Source organism: Thiohalocapsa marina (assembly GCF_008632335.1).
Lineage (GTDB): Bacteria > Pseudomonadota > Gammaproteobacteria > Chromatiales > Chromatiaceae > Thiohalocapsa > Thiohalocapsa marina.
In genome coordinates this window covers 95246-110806 of record NZ_VWXX01000001.1, presented here as the reverse complement: position 1 = coordinate 110806, position 15561 = coordinate 95246, and the positions used below count along the sequence as shown (strand labels likewise).

General features: G+C 67.5%; 9 protein-coding genes. 8 read left to right on the top strand and 1 reads right to left on the bottom strand.

The window, feature by feature from the left end; translation table 11 throughout:
• Positions 1 to 49: 49 nt before the first annotated feature.
• Complete coding sequence (locus F2Q65_RS00510) at positions 50 to 4471, bottom strand: response regulator (RefSeq protein WP_150089324.1); 4422 nt, start codon at positions 4469 to 4471, stop codon at positions 50 to 52.
• 268 nt (positions 4472 to 4739) lie between these two features.
• Between F2Q65_RS00510 and F2Q65_RS00505 the strand changes: the two genes are divergently transcribed.
• The 8 genes from F2Q65_RS00505 (at position 4740) to F2Q65_RS20350 (ending at position 15507) form a co-directional block, all read left to right on the top strand.
• Complete coding sequence (locus tag F2Q65_RS00505) at positions 4740 to 5606, top strand: phosphate/phosphite/phosphonate ABC transporter substrate-binding protein (RefSeq protein ID WP_150089322.1); 867 nt, start codon at positions 4740 to 4742, stop codon at positions 5604 to 5606.
• A 76-nt stretch (positions 5607 to 5682) separates the two neighbouring features.
• The gene (locus F2Q65_RS00500) at positions 5683 to 8163 is read left to right on the top strand and encodes an EAL domain-containing protein (protein WP_170265424.1); all 2481 of its coding nucleotides are present in this window, start codon (positions 5683 to 5685) and stop codon (positions 8161 to 8163) included.
• A 22-nt stretch (positions 8164 to 8185) separates the two neighbouring features.
• Positions 8186 to 9007, top strand: a complete 822-nt coding sequence (locus F2Q65_RS00495; protein ID WP_150089318.1) for an outer membrane protein — start codon at positions 8186 to 8188, stop codon at positions 9005 to 9007.
• A gap of 174 nt (positions 9008 to 9181) precedes the next feature.
• Positions 9182 to 11110 carry a SpoIIE family protein phosphatase gene (locus F2Q65_RS00490; RefSeq protein WP_246155802.1) on the top strand — a complete coding sequence of 643 codons (1929 nt, stop codon included), beginning with the start codon at positions 9182 to 9184 and terminating at the stop codon, positions 11108 to 11110.
• A complete protein-coding gene (locus F2Q65_RS00485; RefSeq protein WP_150089313.1) occupies positions 11103 to 11522 on the top strand; it encodes an ATP-binding protein in 420 nt (139 codons plus the stop codon). Before F2Q65_RS00490 ends, F2Q65_RS00485 begins: the two co-directional genes overlap by 8 nt.
• A 14-nt stretch (positions 11523 to 11536) precedes the next feature.
• A complete protein-coding gene (locus tag F2Q65_RS00480) occupies positions 11537 to 11872 on the top strand; it encodes an STAS domain-containing protein (protein WP_150089311.1) in 336 nt (111 codons plus the stop codon).
• Between the two features lie 81 nt (positions 11873 to 11953).
• Complete coding sequence (locus F2Q65_RS00475; protein ID WP_170265423.1) at positions 11954 to 14350, top strand: ABC transporter substrate-binding protein/permease; 2397 nt, start codon at positions 11954 to 11956, stop codon at positions 14348 to 14350.
• Positions 14347 to 15507 carry an amino acid ABC transporter ATP-binding protein gene (locus F2Q65_RS20350; RefSeq protein ID WP_150089307.1) on the top strand — a complete coding sequence of 387 codons (1161 nt, stop codon included), beginning with the start codon at positions 14347 to 14349 and terminating at the stop codon, positions 15505 to 15507. The genes F2Q65_RS00475 and F2Q65_RS20350 overlap by 4 nt, the downstream gene beginning before the upstream one ends.
• The last annotated feature ends 54 nt before the right edge of the window (positions 15508 to 15561 follow it).

Here is a 15561-nt window from a genome sequence, read left to right as displayed (position 1 = left end):
TGTCAGCATAGGTTCGGTTGCCGCGGCTTGCCCCGACTCGCCTGTGTCGTCATTGCTTGTCGCCGGATGACTGAGCTGTGCTCGATGCCCCAGGGCTCAGCTTCTGCAGCAGTTTCAACGCCAGGTCGAAGTCGAACTCGGCCACGGCGGCGGTCAGCTCGGCCACCGGGGCGGCCAGGGCGCTGCCCGCCACGGCCCGCGTCAGCGTCTCTGCCACCGCGGTGGCGCCGGGGTCGCTGTCGGTGAGCAGGTCATGCAGTTGGCGCAGCAATGGCGCCGCCTGCGCCGGCTCGGCGGTGGAGGCCTCTGACCCGGCAGCGGCCGCTTTGCTGGTTGCGGCGCCGGCGGCGAAGGGGGCCAGCGCGGCGATCACCGGCTCAAGTGCCGCCCGGGTACGGGCCAGCTGGGCGTCGATCTGGTCGTGGTCGCCTGCGCGGCAGGCCTGCTCCAGCGCCGCCGCGGCCCGTTGCACGCCCCGGGCGCCGATGTTGCCCGCGTTGCCTTTGAGGGTGTGCGCCAGCCGCGTTGCGGCATCGGCATCGGCCGTGCATCGCGCAGCGCCGAAGTCGTCGGCAAACGCCCGCTGTGTCTGGTAAAAACGGGCCAGCAGCCGGGTATACAGCGGCTCGCGTGCCGCCGCCGTGGCCAGCCCGGCGCGCACATCGATCCCCGGCAATGCATGGCCTTGGAAGGCCTGCGTGGCGGCACCGTCTGGGATCAGCCCGGCGGCCGGCTCGCCGGTGTCTGGCGCTGTCGGCGGATGATGGGGCGGATTTGGGGGCGGATTCCGGCGCTTGATCCAGTGGGCCAGGGTGGCATACATCTCGTCGATCTTGAGCGGCTTGGCAATGTGGTCGTTCATGCCGGCCGCCAGCGCCTTCTCCCGGTCGCCGGCCATGGCGTTGGCGGTGATGGCGATCACCGGCAGGGCCTGCCAGGCGGGGTTCCTGCGGATCTCGCGGGTGGCATCGTAGCCGTCCATCACCGGCATCTGGCAGTCCATCAGCACGCCGTCGAAGCCGTCGTCAGCGGCCAGGCGGTCCAGCGCCTCGCGGCCGTTGTTCGCGATCTCCACCTGAATGTCCGCCAGCTGCAGCAGCTCCAGCGCCAATTCCTGGTTCAGCGCGTTGTCCTCCACCAGCAACAGGCGCGCCCCCGCCAGCCGGGCCATGGCCTCGGCATTGTCGTCGGCCTTCTCGTGCGCCCGGGTCTCGATGATGCGGCCCTTGTGCAGCGCCTCGCCGATGGCCTCCAGCAGGGTGGACGGCGTCACCGGCTTGGTCAGCACCGAGCGCAGTTCCACCTCGCGGTTCTCGGCCGCCTCCAGCGCGTCGTCCCGGCCGAAGGCGGTGACCATGATCACCGCCGGGGTGCGGTTGAACTGCCCGTGCTGGATCTCGTGCACCAGTTCGATGCCGTTCATGCCCGGCATGCGCCAGTCGATCAGCGTCAGGTCGTAGGGGGTGCCGGCGCGCTCCGCCGCCTCCAGCCGCTGCAGTGCGCCGGCACCGTCGGCGACGACATCCACCGTCAGGCCGAAGGATTGGCCCAGGGCGGCCAGGATCTCCCGCGACGAGGCGTTGTCATCGGTGATCAGCATGCGCAGGCCCTCGAACTCGTCGGCGCGGAACATGCGCTTGGGCAGGGTCTTGGCCTGACGGCCGAAACGGGCATGGAAATGGAAGGTGGAGCCCTTGGCGGGCTCCGATTCCACCCAGATGCGCCCCTGCATCAGCGTCACCAACCGCTGGGAGATGGCCAGGCCAAGTCCGGTGCCGCCGAAGCGGCGGGTGGTGGAGGTGTCCGCCTGGGAGAATGACTGGAACAGCCTGGCGCATTGTTCCGGCGTCATGCCGATGCCGGTGTCCTGCACCCAGAAGTGAAGTTCCACCCCGTCGGCGTCCTCCGCCACCTGTTCCACGCCGATGACGATCTCGCCGCTGTCGGTGAACTTGACGGCATTGTTGCCCAGGTTGATCAGTACCTGGCCCAGCCGCAGCGGGTCGCCCACCAGCGCCGTGGGTAGGTCCGGCGCGGCGTCGAACAGCAGTTCCAGGCCCTTTTCCTCGGTCTTCATCACCACCAGGTTGGCGACGTTTTCCATCACGTCCTCGAGGCGGAAGTCGATCTGCTCCATGGTCAGCTTGCCGGCCTCGATCTTGGAGAAGTCGAGGATGTCGTTGATGATGCCGAGCAGGTTCTCGGCGGCGCGGGCGACCTTTTCGATGTAGTTGCGCTGCTTGTGGTCCAGGTCGGTGCGCAGGGCGAGCTGGGTCATGCCGATGATGGCGTTCATCGGCGTGCGGATCTCGTGGGACATGTTGGCCAGGAAGTCGCTCTTGGCCCGGGTGGCCTCTTCCGCCAGCTCGCGGGCCTTCTGCGTGGCAAGCTCCGCCTCCTTGCGCTCGGTGATGTCGGTGGAGATGCCGCAGACGCCCAGGATGCGACCGTCGTCGGCGATTAGCGGGAACTTGTTCGACAGGAACACCCGCTCGCCCTGGGTCACGGTGGGCACCAGTTCCTCGATCTCGATCATCTTGCCGCCGGCCACCACCGAACGGTCGTTCTTCTGCAGCAGCTCGGCGGTCTCCCTGGGAAAGGCGTCGAAGTCCGAATGGCCGATCACCGTGCCGCGGGTGACGCCGGTGACCTCTTCCCAGCGGCGGTTGACGATCTTGTAGTTGCCTTGCGTGTCCTTGAAGTAGATGGCGGCCGCGCTGTTGTCGATGATGCCCTCGATCAGGATCTTGCCCTCGCGCAGGGCCTGTTCCGCGCGCTTGAGTTCGGTGATGTCGTGGGCCACGCCCTCGATGCGCAGGGGCTCACCGTCGGGCGCAGTGACCACATGCTGGCTGACCAGCAGGCAGCGCTGTTCGCCGTCCGGACGGGTGAAGGCCAGGGCCAGCTGCTCCGCCCCCGCGCTGCCCTGCAGCAGGGCGGCGGCATGGGCGCGCACCCGCGCGCTGTCCTCCGCGTCCCAGTCGATCTGCCGCGTCCAGTCCTGCCCCAGCATGGTTTCCTTGGGCACGCCGAAGATGGCCTCGAAGCCCTGGCTGACATAGGTGACGGTGCCGTCCAGGGCCTGGCTGAAGACGACGAACTCGTCGCCGATCTCGTCCACCAGCCGCTGGAACTGCTCCTGGCTCTTGCGGATGGTCTCCAGCAGCTCCTGGGTGTGCAGGTTGCGCAGCAGCACCTGCAGGCGCGGGGCCACCACCGCCGGCAGTTCGCGGATCAGTTCCTGCCGGGGCTCGTCGAAGGGCATGAAGCTGGCCAGCTCGACGACGAAACCCTGCGCCTGGTCCTTGCCCGCCAGGCGAATGGGAATGGCCGTGACCTGGCGCGGCGGGGCGTCGCCGAGACCGGAGGCGATGTGCGGATAGTCCGGCGGGATGTCGTTCAGCACCAGCGGGCGCCCTTCTCGCAGGGCGGTAGCCACCAGATCTTGCACCGGCGCGCCTGGCCCGGCGGCATCGCGGCAGCCGTCGAAGGCGTAGCCCGCCAGGCAGCGATAGCCCGCGTCCGCCTCCGCCGCTTCGTCCGCCCCCTGGCGGCCGGCAAAGAAACCGCCCATGCCCGCCCCCAGCAGCGGCACCAGCCGGGACAGCAGGCGCTGGCCGAAGGCCTGGGTGGTCTCCGCACCCTGCAGCACGTCCGCAATCTCCGCCAGGCTCTGCCGGATCCAGCGCTGGTGCTCGATCTCTCGGTTTGCCTGGCGGTAGGCATCCAGGGTGCGCGCCAGCTCGCCGATTTCGCTGGACTCGTCCAGGTAGTCGAAGCGCTGGCTGCTGTCACCGCCCAGGGTCGTCTTGGCCTGCACCGTGAGCCGTGCCAGGGGCTGCACCAGGCGTCGGCGGAAGAACAGGATCAGCACCGCCAGCACCACCGCCAGATTCAGCAGCTCACTTGCGTGGCTGAAATGCAGCAGCACCGCGGCGCGTTGGCTAAGGTCTTGCTCCAGAGCCTGGGTGCGCAGGTCCACCAGGGCACGCATCTCGTCGATGGGATCCATGATGCTGGCCTTGGCCAGGCGGTACTCCAGACCATGCACAAAGCCGATGGCGCGCTGCAGGTCGCCCTCGGCGGCGGCCGCGAAGGCCTTGTTCTCCAGGCTCACCAGATTGTCGGAATTGCGCTTGGCCCGTTCGATCAGAGCCATCTCCCCCGGCGTGGCACCCAGTTTGCGCAGATCCTCGGTGACGCGGTCGCGTGACCGGGTGACCTCAAGCTCATTGAAGAAGGCCTTCCGGTAGCGTTCTTCGCCGGTAGCGGCATAGGCGCGCACCGCATTGGTCAGGATATCGCTGCCCCGGGCCAGCCGGTCCGCGGCCTGGATGATGGCCGTGCGGTTCTGCATCGCCTGCTTGCGCGCCTCAACCGCTTGGCCGAACAGAAACGAGGCGGCGATGTTGGTCACCGAGAACAGGATCACCAGTCCGGAGACCAGCACGTTGACGGTTTGGATGCGCATGCGCTGAGAGATCTGCGATTCAGAAGCCGGGGTAGGGAACGAAAAACAGTCTGCCGCTGCTGATTCAATGTAGCACGGCGGCCTGTCAGGGTGCTGTAGAATGCGACCCAGGCACTCACCAGCCACGGCCTGTCCGCCTTTACCATTGCGGGTTTGGGGCGTCTTTGTCCGGATTCCCCTCACTCAGCCGTTCTGCATGTGCAGCAGCGCGATCATGGAGGTCGTCATGTCCGGATTCCGCGTTCTTTCGTCTTATGCTCGTCTGCCAATGACCAGACAGGTGTCGACTCTGGTGCTGACCCTGGCGCTGGGTTGTTCGCTGACCCTGGCCCTGGTCGGTGTGGCTGCTGCTGAGGAGCCGCCTGCTGACGAGACCTACAGCTTTGGCATCGTGCCGCAGCAGTCGGCGAGCAAGCTGGCCCGTGACTGGGCGCCGCTGCTGACCCATCTGCAGCAGGCACTGGGGGTGGAACTGCGTTTCCGCACGGCGCCGGACATCCCGGAGTTCGAGCGACGCCTTGCCGCCGGCGAATACGATTTCGCCTACATGAATCCGTACCATTACACAGTCTTCAGTCGCGCGCCGGGTTATCGCGCCTTTGCCCGTGTCGCCGACACGCGCATCAGGGGCATCCTGGTGGTGCGCGCAGACAGCGCCATCGAGTCCCTGCACGATCTGGACGGCGCCAGCATCGCCTTTCCGGCGCCGGCGGCCTTCGCCGCCAGCGTGCTGATGCGCAGCGACCTGAAAGCGCAGGGGATCGGCTTCACGCCGAAGTATGTCTCCTCCCACGATTCGGTCTACCGCGCCGTTGCCAAGGGGTTGTATCCGGCCGGTGGCGGGGTGGTACGCACGCTGCAGGCGGTGGAGCCGGACATTCGCGAGCAATTGCGCATTCTCTGGACTACCGAGGGCTACACGCCCCATGCCTTCGCGGCGCATCCGCGGGTGCCGGAGGACCGGGTGGCGGCGCTGACCGCGGCGATGGTGGCCTTGGCGCAGAGCGAGACCGGCCGTGAGCGGCTCGCGCCGCTGCGCGTTGAGGGCTTCGAGCCCGCCGCCGATGCTGACTGGGATGATGTGCGTGCGTTGCGGATCGATCTGCTCGAGGATCTGCTCCCGCCCGCGCAATGAGCTATCGTCTCAAGAACTACAACCCGCGGGCGCTGGCGTTACTGCCGCAGCAGGCGCCGGGCATCGAGACACGGCGATGATTGAAAAGCTGACATTGGCGGACCTGTGCGCCACCCGTCCCCCGGTGTGCTGTCCGCCGGAACAGCTGTTGTCGGCGGCCCTGTCGGTCATGGCCGATGCACGGGTCAGTTCGATCGTGGTGGTGCAGGACGAGCGCCCGGTGGGCATCTTCACCGAACGTGATGCCCTGGCGCTGATCGTGCGCGATCGCTATGTGCCGGACACGCCACTGCGCGACCTGATGTCGCCGGATCCGCTCACGGCCACTGCGGAAACCAGTTTCGTCGACGGCTATGCCCGCATGGCGGGGCGCGGCTTCCGCCACCTGGTGGTGGTGGACGCCGACGGCCGTCTGCAGGGGCTGGTGTCGGAGACGGATTTCGCCCGGGCCCTGGGGGCCGAGGAATTGCTGACGCCCCGGCGCGTGGCGGACCTGATGACCCGCAACCCGGTCTCGCTGCCGCCCACCGCCACCGTGGCCGAGGCCATGGCGTGCATGGCAGAGGGGCACTTCAGTTCTGTGATCATCGTCGAAGACGCGCGCCCGGTGGGCATCCTCAGCGAGCGCGATGCCATCCGCCTGGTTGGCAATGCCCGGGATCTGCGGCAAGTGGCGGTGGCGACGGAGATGTCCTGTCCGGTGCACAGCATCGCCCCGGACGCGCCCGCCTACGACGCCGGACCGCGCATGCTTGAGCTCAACGTCCGGCACCTGGCCGTGGTGGCGGACGACGGACGGCTGGTCGGTATCCTGGGTCGGCACGAACTGCTCAAGGATGTGCAGGACGTGCACGTACGCCTGCTGCAACGGGTGGTGGAGCAACAGGGAAATGCGCTGCAGCAGCAACGTCTCGCCGGCATCGTGTTCGAAAACACCAGCGAAGGCATCATGGTCACCGATGCCGACAACCGCATCCTGACGGTGAATGCGGCCTTCACCACCATCACGGGCTACCAAGCCAACGAGGTCATCGGCCAGAATCCGCGCCTGCTGGCCTCCGGGCGCCAGGATGCCGGCTTCTACCACGCCCTGTGGGACCGACTGCAGCGCACCGACAACTGGAGCGGCGAGGTCTGGAACCGGCGCAAGGACGGGGCTGTGTATCCGCAGTGGCTGAACATCAACCTGGTGCGCGACTCCGCCAACCGGGTCGTGCAGCATGTGGCCATCTTCAACGACCGCAGCGCGGCCAGGCGCTCCAGCGAGGAGATCGCCTACCTGCGCTCCCACGATCCCCTGACCGGGCTGCTTAATCTGACACGGCTGCGCGAGCGCCTGGCGGAGGCCCTGGAGCAAGCCTCGGTGGAACAGCGGCGCCTGGCCATCCTGGTGGTGAATCTGGACCCTTTCCGCGACTTGGTGGCCAGCCATGGCCCGCTGGCGGCGGACGAGGCGCTGAAGGTCATCGCCACGCGCCTGGCCGGTCTCGCCGGCCCCGCGGACATCCTGGCGCGCATGACCGGCGACGGTTTCGTCATCGCGCGGCCGCTGGAGACCAAACGGGATCCGGCGGTACAGGCGGTGCAGGGGGCTCAGGGGCTGCAGGAACTGGTCAGCCAGCCGCTGGAAATCCCTGAACTCGACGGCCTGAGCCTCAGCGCCAGTCTCGGCATCGCGCTCTATCCCGAGGACGGCGCCACCGTCAACACCCTGCTGCGCAATGCGGAATCGGCGCTGAAGCAGGCCAAGCAGGCCGGCAGCAGTGTCATCGGCAGCTATCGCCCGGAACTGACTCAGGCCGCGCGCCGCCGGGTGCAACTGGAGACCGAACTGCGTCGCGCCCTGGCGGGCGGTGACCTGCGCCTGCTGTATCAGCCCATCGTCGCCGCCGACAGCGGCGCCCTGGTGGCAGCCGAGGCTCTGATCCGCTGGCAGCACCCGGTGGACGGCATGGTGTCGCCACGGGACTTCATCGAGGCCGTGGAGCGCAGTGATCTGGTGCACAGCGTCGGCCGCTGGGTGATCGAGCGCGCCGCCGAGCAGGCGCTGCGCTGGCAGCGCGTCGCACCGGTGCGTGTCAGCGTCAACGTGGCCGCGCAGCAAATCATCGCCGGCACCCTGGTGCGGGACCTCACCGAGGTGCTGCAGCGCACCGGCCTGGATCCGGCGCTGCTGGGCATCGAGGTACTGGAGCGCACGATGCTGCACGACCCGGCGCAGGCCCTGGCCGAACTGGAAAAGGTGCGGGCGCTGGGCGTCTACATCGCCCTGGACGACTTCGGCAGCGGCTATTCCAGCCTCAACCACCTGAAGCACCTGCGCGTGAACGCCCTGAAGATCGACCGCGCCTTCATCCGCTACCTGACCACCGATGCCACCGACGAGGCCATCGTCACCTCCACCATCGGCATGGCCCATCACCTGGGCCTGCAGGTGGTGGCCGAAGGCGTCGAAACCGAAGCCCAGCTAGCCTACCTGACCACCGCCGGCTGCGACCTGGTGCAAGGCTACCTGATCGGCCGCCCCGCCGAAGCCGACGCCCTGAAACTTCGCTAATGACGCCGGAGTCGTTATAGCCATGACGTCAATCTGCAAGCGGTTCTCCGCGACCACCGTCCGAGCCCTGTCGCCGTCGTCCCCGTTGTCCCTGTTGTTCGCGTTATCGGTGTCGCTGGTGGCCCCGGCGGAGGCGGCGGATTGGTATCTGCGCGGTGCCCTGGGCTACGAGCAGTCGCGGGACGCGAATTTCTCTGATCGCGACTGTGCCTCGCAGCAGCCGGCGGCGCTGTTCGGTTGCGTGCGGGGGGATGACGGCCGCCCCATCGGCGCCTATGGTGACTTCGGCGACTATCCGATGGCGGAGCTGGCCGTCGGTCGACGCCTGCTGCCCTGGCTGCGGGCGGATCTGTCGGTGGGCTATCGCTTCGCCAGCGAGTACGCGGGCAATGCCAATTTTCTCTCCGTCGGTACCCATGAACCGGTGTCGGCGGACTTCGAGTCCTGGCTGGGGCTGGCCAATGTGTTCGTCGACCTGGCGGCGCTCAACGGCGCCGATCTGGGGCGGTTCCAGCCCTATGTCGGGATCGGTGCCGGCGTCGCCCACAATCGGCTCGGCGAGATGACCTACCGCTTCCCGGAGAACCCGGGGCGGCACAAGATCAGCGTTACGCCGGATGGCGACCGGACCAACTTCGCCTATCAGGTGACCCTGGGCACGGGCATCGCCCTCAGTGACACCCTGACGCTGGATCTGTCCGGCTACTACGTGGACCTTGGCGAGGTCGGCACGGACTCTGGCATCATGTCCCTGAACACGCTGTCCGCGGGCATTCCCATCGACGAGACCAGCACAAACCTGCGGGCCTTCGGCGTTGCCGTTGGCCTGCGCCGTGCCTTCTGAAGCCGCGCGCAATCGGGCCCATGTCAGAACTCGTCAGGTCTGGCCCGGAAAAGAGGGCTAAACTGTGCGGACGTTTCGCTGCAGACCTGACCGGAAACCATGACGGCTGAGCAGAGCAGGAAAGACCCGGGAACCGGCACGGAGCCACGTCCGCACACACGGCTGCGCAACCGCATGTTGTTGTGGACGGTCGGCATCTCCGGGCTGATCCTGATCGGCCTGCTGCTGTGGAACTACGTGAGCTTTCGCGACCGGCTCACGCAGTCGGCGCAGGACCGGGCCAGCTTTCTGGCCGAAGGCTCGGCGGACAAGATCGACGCCAAGCTGGGGCCCCTGCAGGGTGCGGTCGATACCCTGGCGCTGACGCTGGAGGCCCAGTCGCTGGACCTGCCGCCGGAACGGGTCAGGCTGCTGCAGCGCCGTCTGCTGGAGACCTTTCCGGGCCTTTACGGCACCGCCCTGGGCATGCTGCCGCAATGGCGGCCGCCGGGCTGGGAGACGCCGGGCGCGGAAACCCTGGTGCCGTACAGCTACCGCGAAGGCGACCGCATCCTGTACGCCGATCTGGGCGCTGATGACCGGCGCTATCTGGGGCAGGACTGGATGAACCTGCCGCGGTATCTGGGGCGCGCGGTCTGGACCGAGCCCTACATCGAGAAGACCGGCGTGAAGATGGTCACCTACGCGGTGCCGTTGACCCTGTCGACGCCCGATGGGCCGGTCTTTGTCGGCGTGGTCACCGGCGATGTGGAACTGTCCTGGCTGGACCGGCAGATCGCCGAGCTGCCCCTGGGCGAGCGCGGCTACGGCCTGCTGATGAGCCGCAACGGCACCTACATCACCCACCCGAAGCCGGGCCTGGCCTTCAACGAGTCGGTGTTCAGCATCGCCGAGGCCCGCGGCGACGAGGGCCTGCGCAAGGTCGGCCAGGCCATGACCTCCGGCGAGCCGGGCCGGCTGCCCTGGGTGAGCTGGGCCACCGGCGACAAGAGCTGGCTGTCATGGGATGTACTGGGCACGACCGGCTGGACTGTCGGCACCCTGGTCTCCCAGAGCGCGTTGCATGAGCAGATCCTGCAGCTGACCCGTCTGGAGGCGGTGGTCGGCGGTGCCGGGCTGCTGTTGCTGGTGCTCGCCGTCGGCCTGGTGGCACGCTCCATCACCCGGCCCATCAGCGCCCTGAGCGAAGCGGCGCCGCAGCTCTCCGCGGGCAACCTCGACACGCCGCTGCCCACGCCGCGGGGCAACGACGAGGTGGCGCAGCTTACCCGTACCTTCCGGCGCATGCGCGACGACCTGAAGCGCTACATCGCAGACCTCGAGGAGACCACCGCCGAGCGCGAGCGGGTGAACGGTGAACTGCGTATCGCCCACGACATCCAGATGGACCTGGTGCCGAAGACATTCCCGGCCTTCCCGGATCGCGGCGACATGGATCTCCATGCGATCATGGTGCCCGCACGCGAGGTGGGCGGCGATTTCTACGACTTCATGCTGCTGGATGAACAGCACATGGTGCTGGCCATTGCGGATGTCTCGGGCAAGGGCGTGCCAGCGGCCATGTTCATGGCGGTGACGCGCAGTCTGCTGCGTTCCGAGTTCAAGGTGGACGCGGATCCGGGCCGGGTGCTCGAGCGCGTCAACGAGACGCTGGCAGAGAACAACGACTCCTGCATGTTCGTGACCCTGTTCTGCGCCGTGGTGAACCTGTCCACCGGCGACACCCGCTACGCCAACGCCGGGCACAACCCGCCGATCCTGCTGCGTGCCAATGGCGAGCCGGAGTGGATCAGCCGGCCCTATGGCACCGTGGCCGGGCCCATGCCGGACATGGTCTACGAGACCGGGCATCTGCGGCTGGAAAACGGCGATGCGCTGCTGCTCTACACCGACGGCGTCAACGAGGCCATGGACGGCGACAACCGCGAATACGGCAATGATCGCCTGATCGCGCGCCTGAGAGCCTGCGGGGCGCTGGGCTGCAAGGACTGCCTGCGGACACTGCTGGACGACCTGCGTCGGCACGCGGGCGAGGCGCCGCAGTCCGATGACATCACCCTGATGATGTTCCGGAAGAAAGCCCCGGGGGCACCGCATGACTGAACGCCACAAACTGGTTCTGAAGAATGACCTGTCCGAGCTGCAACGGCTGGCGCAATGGCTGGAGGCCTGCGGCGAGGCGGAGGCGGTCGACCCGAAGACCCTGTTCAATTTCAATCTTGCCCTGGATGAGCTAGTGACCAACGTGGTCAGCTATGCCTATCCGGAGGGCGGGGAGCACGCGTTCAGCGTCGAGTTGTGGCGCGAAGGGGGCCGGCTGATCGCCATGCTGGTGGACGACGGCGTTCCGTTCAATCCGCTGGAAATTGCGGAGCCGGAACTGGATACGACCCTGGACGAGCGCAAGATCGGCGGTCTTGGTGTCCATTTTGTGCGCAAACTGCTGGACGACGTGCGCTACAGCCATGAAGATGGCCGCAATCACGTCCGTCTGATGAAACACCTGTCTGTTTGAGGAAACCTGAAGTCATGAACGTCTCTGAAGAAAAGATCGACAACGCCCTGGTGCTCAAGGTGAGCGGCCGCATCGACAGCAGCACGGCGCCGGACCTGCAGACGCATCTTATGGACTGCATCGGCCGGGCGCCGACCATCCTGATCGACCTGGCGGAGACGGATTACATGTCCAGCGCCGGGCTGCGGGTGATCCTGATGGGGGCCAAGACCTGCAAGAAGGACGCACGGCAATTCGGCCTGTGCTGTCTGCAGGAATCCGTGCATGAGGTGTTCGAGATCAGCGGCTTCCTGTCCATCATTCAGGCCTTTGCCACCCGGGAAGAGGCGCTGCAGGCCCTGGCGGGCTGAGCGCGCTCGGCTGACGGCCCCCTGACGCCACCTGACGCCACCTGACGCTACCTGACCATGTCGGGCACCCATGCCGGGCCCATGCGTTCCGCGCTTGCGCGGCTGCTGTTCGGCGTTGTCTGCATCACCGCGCTGACGGTCGGGTGCGGAGACCGCGCGGCGGCCATGGCGGAAACCGGCGCCGCTGGACAGGCCTCGAGCGGGCCTGCGGAAGCGGGCTGGCGGGACATCCATGACCTGACCGAGGCCCGCTTCGGCATACTCACCGGCACGGTCTGGGACCGCTATGTGCTGGACCGTTTTCCGCAGGCGCAATTGCGGCTGTTCAACCGCCAGGCCGATTTGATCCTGGCGCTGCGGACCAGGAAGGTCGATGCGGTGCTGCTCGACCTGCACACGCTGCAAGTCGCCGCCGCGGCAGACCCGACCCTGGCGATCCTGGACGACGACTTCTACGACACCGATCTGGGCGTCGGCTTTCGCAAGGACGACGATGCGTTGCGCCGGGCGTTCAACGCCTTCCTGGTGGAGATCCGCGCCGATGGCACCTATGACGCCATGCGTCGGCGCTGGCATGGCGGGGCCTCGCCGCCGGTGGCCATGCCGGAGATCCCACTGCCGGAGCGCGGGCAAGCCGATGAGGACGAGGCGCTGCTGGTGGGCATGGCCCCGGTGCTGGGCTTTCCCATGGTCTATGTGGTGGACGGTGGCTACGCCGGTTTCGACATCGAACTGATCCGCCGCTTTGCCGCCCATCAGGGGCGGCCGCTGACCCTGGTGCCGCTGGAGTTCGACGGGCTGATCGCGGCGCTTCAGGCCGGCAAGGTGGACCTGATCATCTCCAACATCTCCATCACCGAGGAGCGTGCGCGGCTGATCGACTTCTCCGAGCCCTACCTGCAGGACCCATCCGGCGCCCTGGTGCGGGTGGAGGATCTGGCCGCGCCCGTGGCCGCCGGCAGCGGCGCTGCCGCATCCGGCCCGACCACTGCGGCGAATGCCGCCGACCTTCCGGGTTCGGCGGGGCCGGGCTGGTCGTCCATGGATGACCTGGCGGACAAGCGCATCGCCGTGCTGATGGGCACCATCTGGGACGACTTCATCGCCCGCACCTATCCTCGCGCGAACATCGTCCGGCTCAAGAGCACCGCTGACATCATCGCCGCGGTGGAGACGGGCAAGGCGGATGCGGCGCTGCTGGTGGACACCACGGCGCGACTGATCCTGAAACAGAACACCAATCTCGCGATCCTGGCGGACGACCTGCTGGACATGCCCCTGGGCATCGGCTTCAGCCGGTCGCGGCCGGACCTGCGCGAGCGCTTCAATCGGTTCCTGGCGGACATCCGCGCCGACGGCAGCTACGACGCCATTGCCGAGCGCTGGCTGCAGAACGATCCGGAGCAGGCCGAGATGCCGCAGATCCCGCGGCCGGCATCCGGCGAGCGCGTGCGGCTCGGCGTGGCGGTGGCGGATCTGCCCTATCTGGCAGTGGTCAATGGCGACTACGCCGGGTTCGACATGGAGATCCTGCGCCGCTTCGCCGCCCGCGAGGGGCTGCAGCTGGACATCACCACCTACGAGTTCGACGCCCTGGTGGCGGCGCTGGCGTCGGGCAAGGCGGACATCATCGCCGACGGCATCGCCATCAGCGAAGAGCGCGCGCGGATGGTCGACTTTTCCGATCCCTACACCGACATGCGCACCGTGGCCCTGGTGCGTGCACGGGACATGGCGGGGCACCAGCCGCCGCCGGCCGTATCCTCGGCCTCCGCCAGCTGGTCGCAACGCCTGTGGGGAAGCATCGAGCGGACCCTGATCACCGAGGGACGCTGGCGGCTGATCCTGGACGGCATCCTGATCACCGTGGTGATCTCGGTGCTGTCGACGCTGTTCGGCACCCTGCTGGGGGCCCTGGTCTGCGCCATGCGCCTATCCGCCAACGCCCTGCTGCAGCGCGTCGCCCGGGTCTACATCGAGCTGGTGCGCGGCATCCCGGTGCTGGTGCTGCTGATGCTGATCTTCTACGTGGCCTTTGCGTCGGTGAACATCGCGCCGCTGATCGTGGCCGTGATCGCCTTCGGGCTGAACTTCGCCGCCTATGTGTCGGAGATGTTCCGTACCGGCATCGAGAGCGTCGGCCGCGGTCAGCGCGAGGCGGGCATCGCGCTCGGCTTCACCCGCGTGCAGACCTTCCTGCACATCGTGCTGCCCCAGGCCACGCGCCAGGTGCTGCCGGTGTATCGCGGCGAATTCATGTCGCTGGTGAAGATGACCGCCATCGTCGGCTACATCGGCATCCAGGATCTGACCCGTGCCGGCGACATCATCCGCAGCCGCACCTTCGAGGCCTTCTTCCCCATGGTGCTGATCGCGGCGATCTATTTCGTTGTCATCTGGCTGCTGGGGCTGGCGCTGGATCATGTCGAGCGACGCACCGATCCCAGGGCGCGGCGGGCCGCGCGGAGCCGGGCATGATCCGGGTGGAGCATCTGAGCAAGCGCTTCGGCGACCTGGAGGTGCTGAAGGACGTCAGCGTCGAGATCCAGGCCGGCGAGGTCATCTCCATCATCGGCCCGTCCGGCACCGGCAAGAGCACCTTCCTGCGCTGCCTGAACCTGCTGGACCAGCCCTCCGGCGGGCACATCGTCGTCGACGGTCAGGACCTGATGGCCCCCGATGCGGATGTGCCGGCCCTGCGCCGGCGCATGGGCATGGTGTTTCAGGCGTTCAACCTGTTTGCCCATCTGACGGCGCTGGAGAATGTCACCATCGGCCCGATGCGGCTGCTGGGCCGCCCCGAGGCGGAGGCCCGGGCCCGCGGGCGGGAATTGCTCGGCATGGTCGGCCTGGCGGACAAGGCGGACGCCTTTCCCGACGAACTCTCCGGTGGTCAGCAGCAGCGGGTGGCCATCGCCCGCTGCCTGTCCATGGACCCGGAGATCATCCTGTTCGACGAGCCCACCTCGGCGCTGGACCCGACCATGGTCAGCGAGGTGCTGGCGGTGATCCGCCGACTGGCGCGGGAAGGCATGACCATGGCCATCGTCACCCATGAGATGGACTTCGCGCGAGACGTCTCCACCCGCGTGCTGTACATGGACCAGGGCGTGATCTACGAGCAGGGTCCGCCGTCGCAGCTGTTCGAGGCCCCGCAACGCGAGCGCACCCGGGACTTCATCCACAAGGTGCGCAGCCTGCGCTGGCACATCGCCGATGACCGCTTCGACCGCTATGCCATGGTGGGGCAGATCGAGCGCTTCTGCGAGAAGCATGTGCTGACGAAGAAGACCGCACGGAATACGGAACTGGTGATCGAGGAATTGCTGGCCCTGGCCCTGGGCCGCGCACAGCAGCCGCCCATCGCGCTGACGCTGGCGTACTCCGAGCGCAACAAGACCCTGGAACTGCGCTACGAGCGCGCCCCAGCTCCGCAGGATCTGTCTGCAGCCCCGCAGGGTCCGTCTGCGGCCCCGCAGGATCCGCTGGCCGCCGGAGAAGACGATGATGGCCTGGGTCGCAAGCTCATCGAACACTATGCGGATGTCATCGACAGCGAGGCCCGGGACGGGATCAGCCGCCTGACCTTGCGGATCCGGCACGCAGCGGAGGAGGGCAATGGCGCCGGGGCGTGACCACCGACCGCCGATCACCCGACCGGCACCCGCACCGCTGCTCCGATCGATTCC

Excerpts from the sequence above, each read along its gene's own strand:
- F2Q65_RS00510 (WP_150089324.1), bottom strand. The coding sequence starts at position 4,471 with ATGCGCATCCAAACCGTCAACGTGCTGGTCTCCGGACTGGTGATCCTG.
- F2Q65_RS00505 (WP_150089322.1), top strand. The coding sequence starts at position 4,740 with ATGACCAGACAGGTGTCGACTCTGGTGCTGACCCTGGCGCTGGGTTGT.
- F2Q65_RS00500 (WP_170265424.1), top strand. The coding sequence starts at position 5,683 with ATGATTGAAAAGCTGACATTGGCGGACCTGTGCGCCACCCGTCCCCCG.
- F2Q65_RS00495 (WP_150089318.1), top strand. The coding sequence starts at position 8,186 with ATGACGTCAATCTGCAAGCGGTTCTCCGCGACCACCGTCCGAGCCCTG.
- F2Q65_RS00490 (WP_246155802.1), top strand. The coding sequence starts at position 9,182 with ATGTTGTTGTGGACGGTCGGCATCTCCGGGCTGATCCTGATCGGCCTG.
- F2Q65_RS00485 (WP_150089313.1), top strand. The coding sequence starts at position 11,103 with ATGACTGAACGCCACAAACTGGTTCTGAAGAATGACCTGTCCGAGCTG.
- F2Q65_RS00480 (WP_150089311.1), top strand. The coding sequence starts at position 11,537 with ATGAACGTCTCTGAAGAAAAGATCGACAACGCCCTGGTGCTCAAGGTG.
- F2Q65_RS00475 (WP_170265423.1), top strand. The coding sequence starts at position 11,954 with ATGCGTTCCGCGCTTGCGCGGCTGCTGTTCGGCGTTGTCTGCATCACC.
- F2Q65_RS20350 (WP_150089307.1), top strand. The coding sequence starts at position 14,347 with ATGATCCGGGTGGAGCATCTGAGCAAGCGCTTCGGCGACCTGGAGGTG.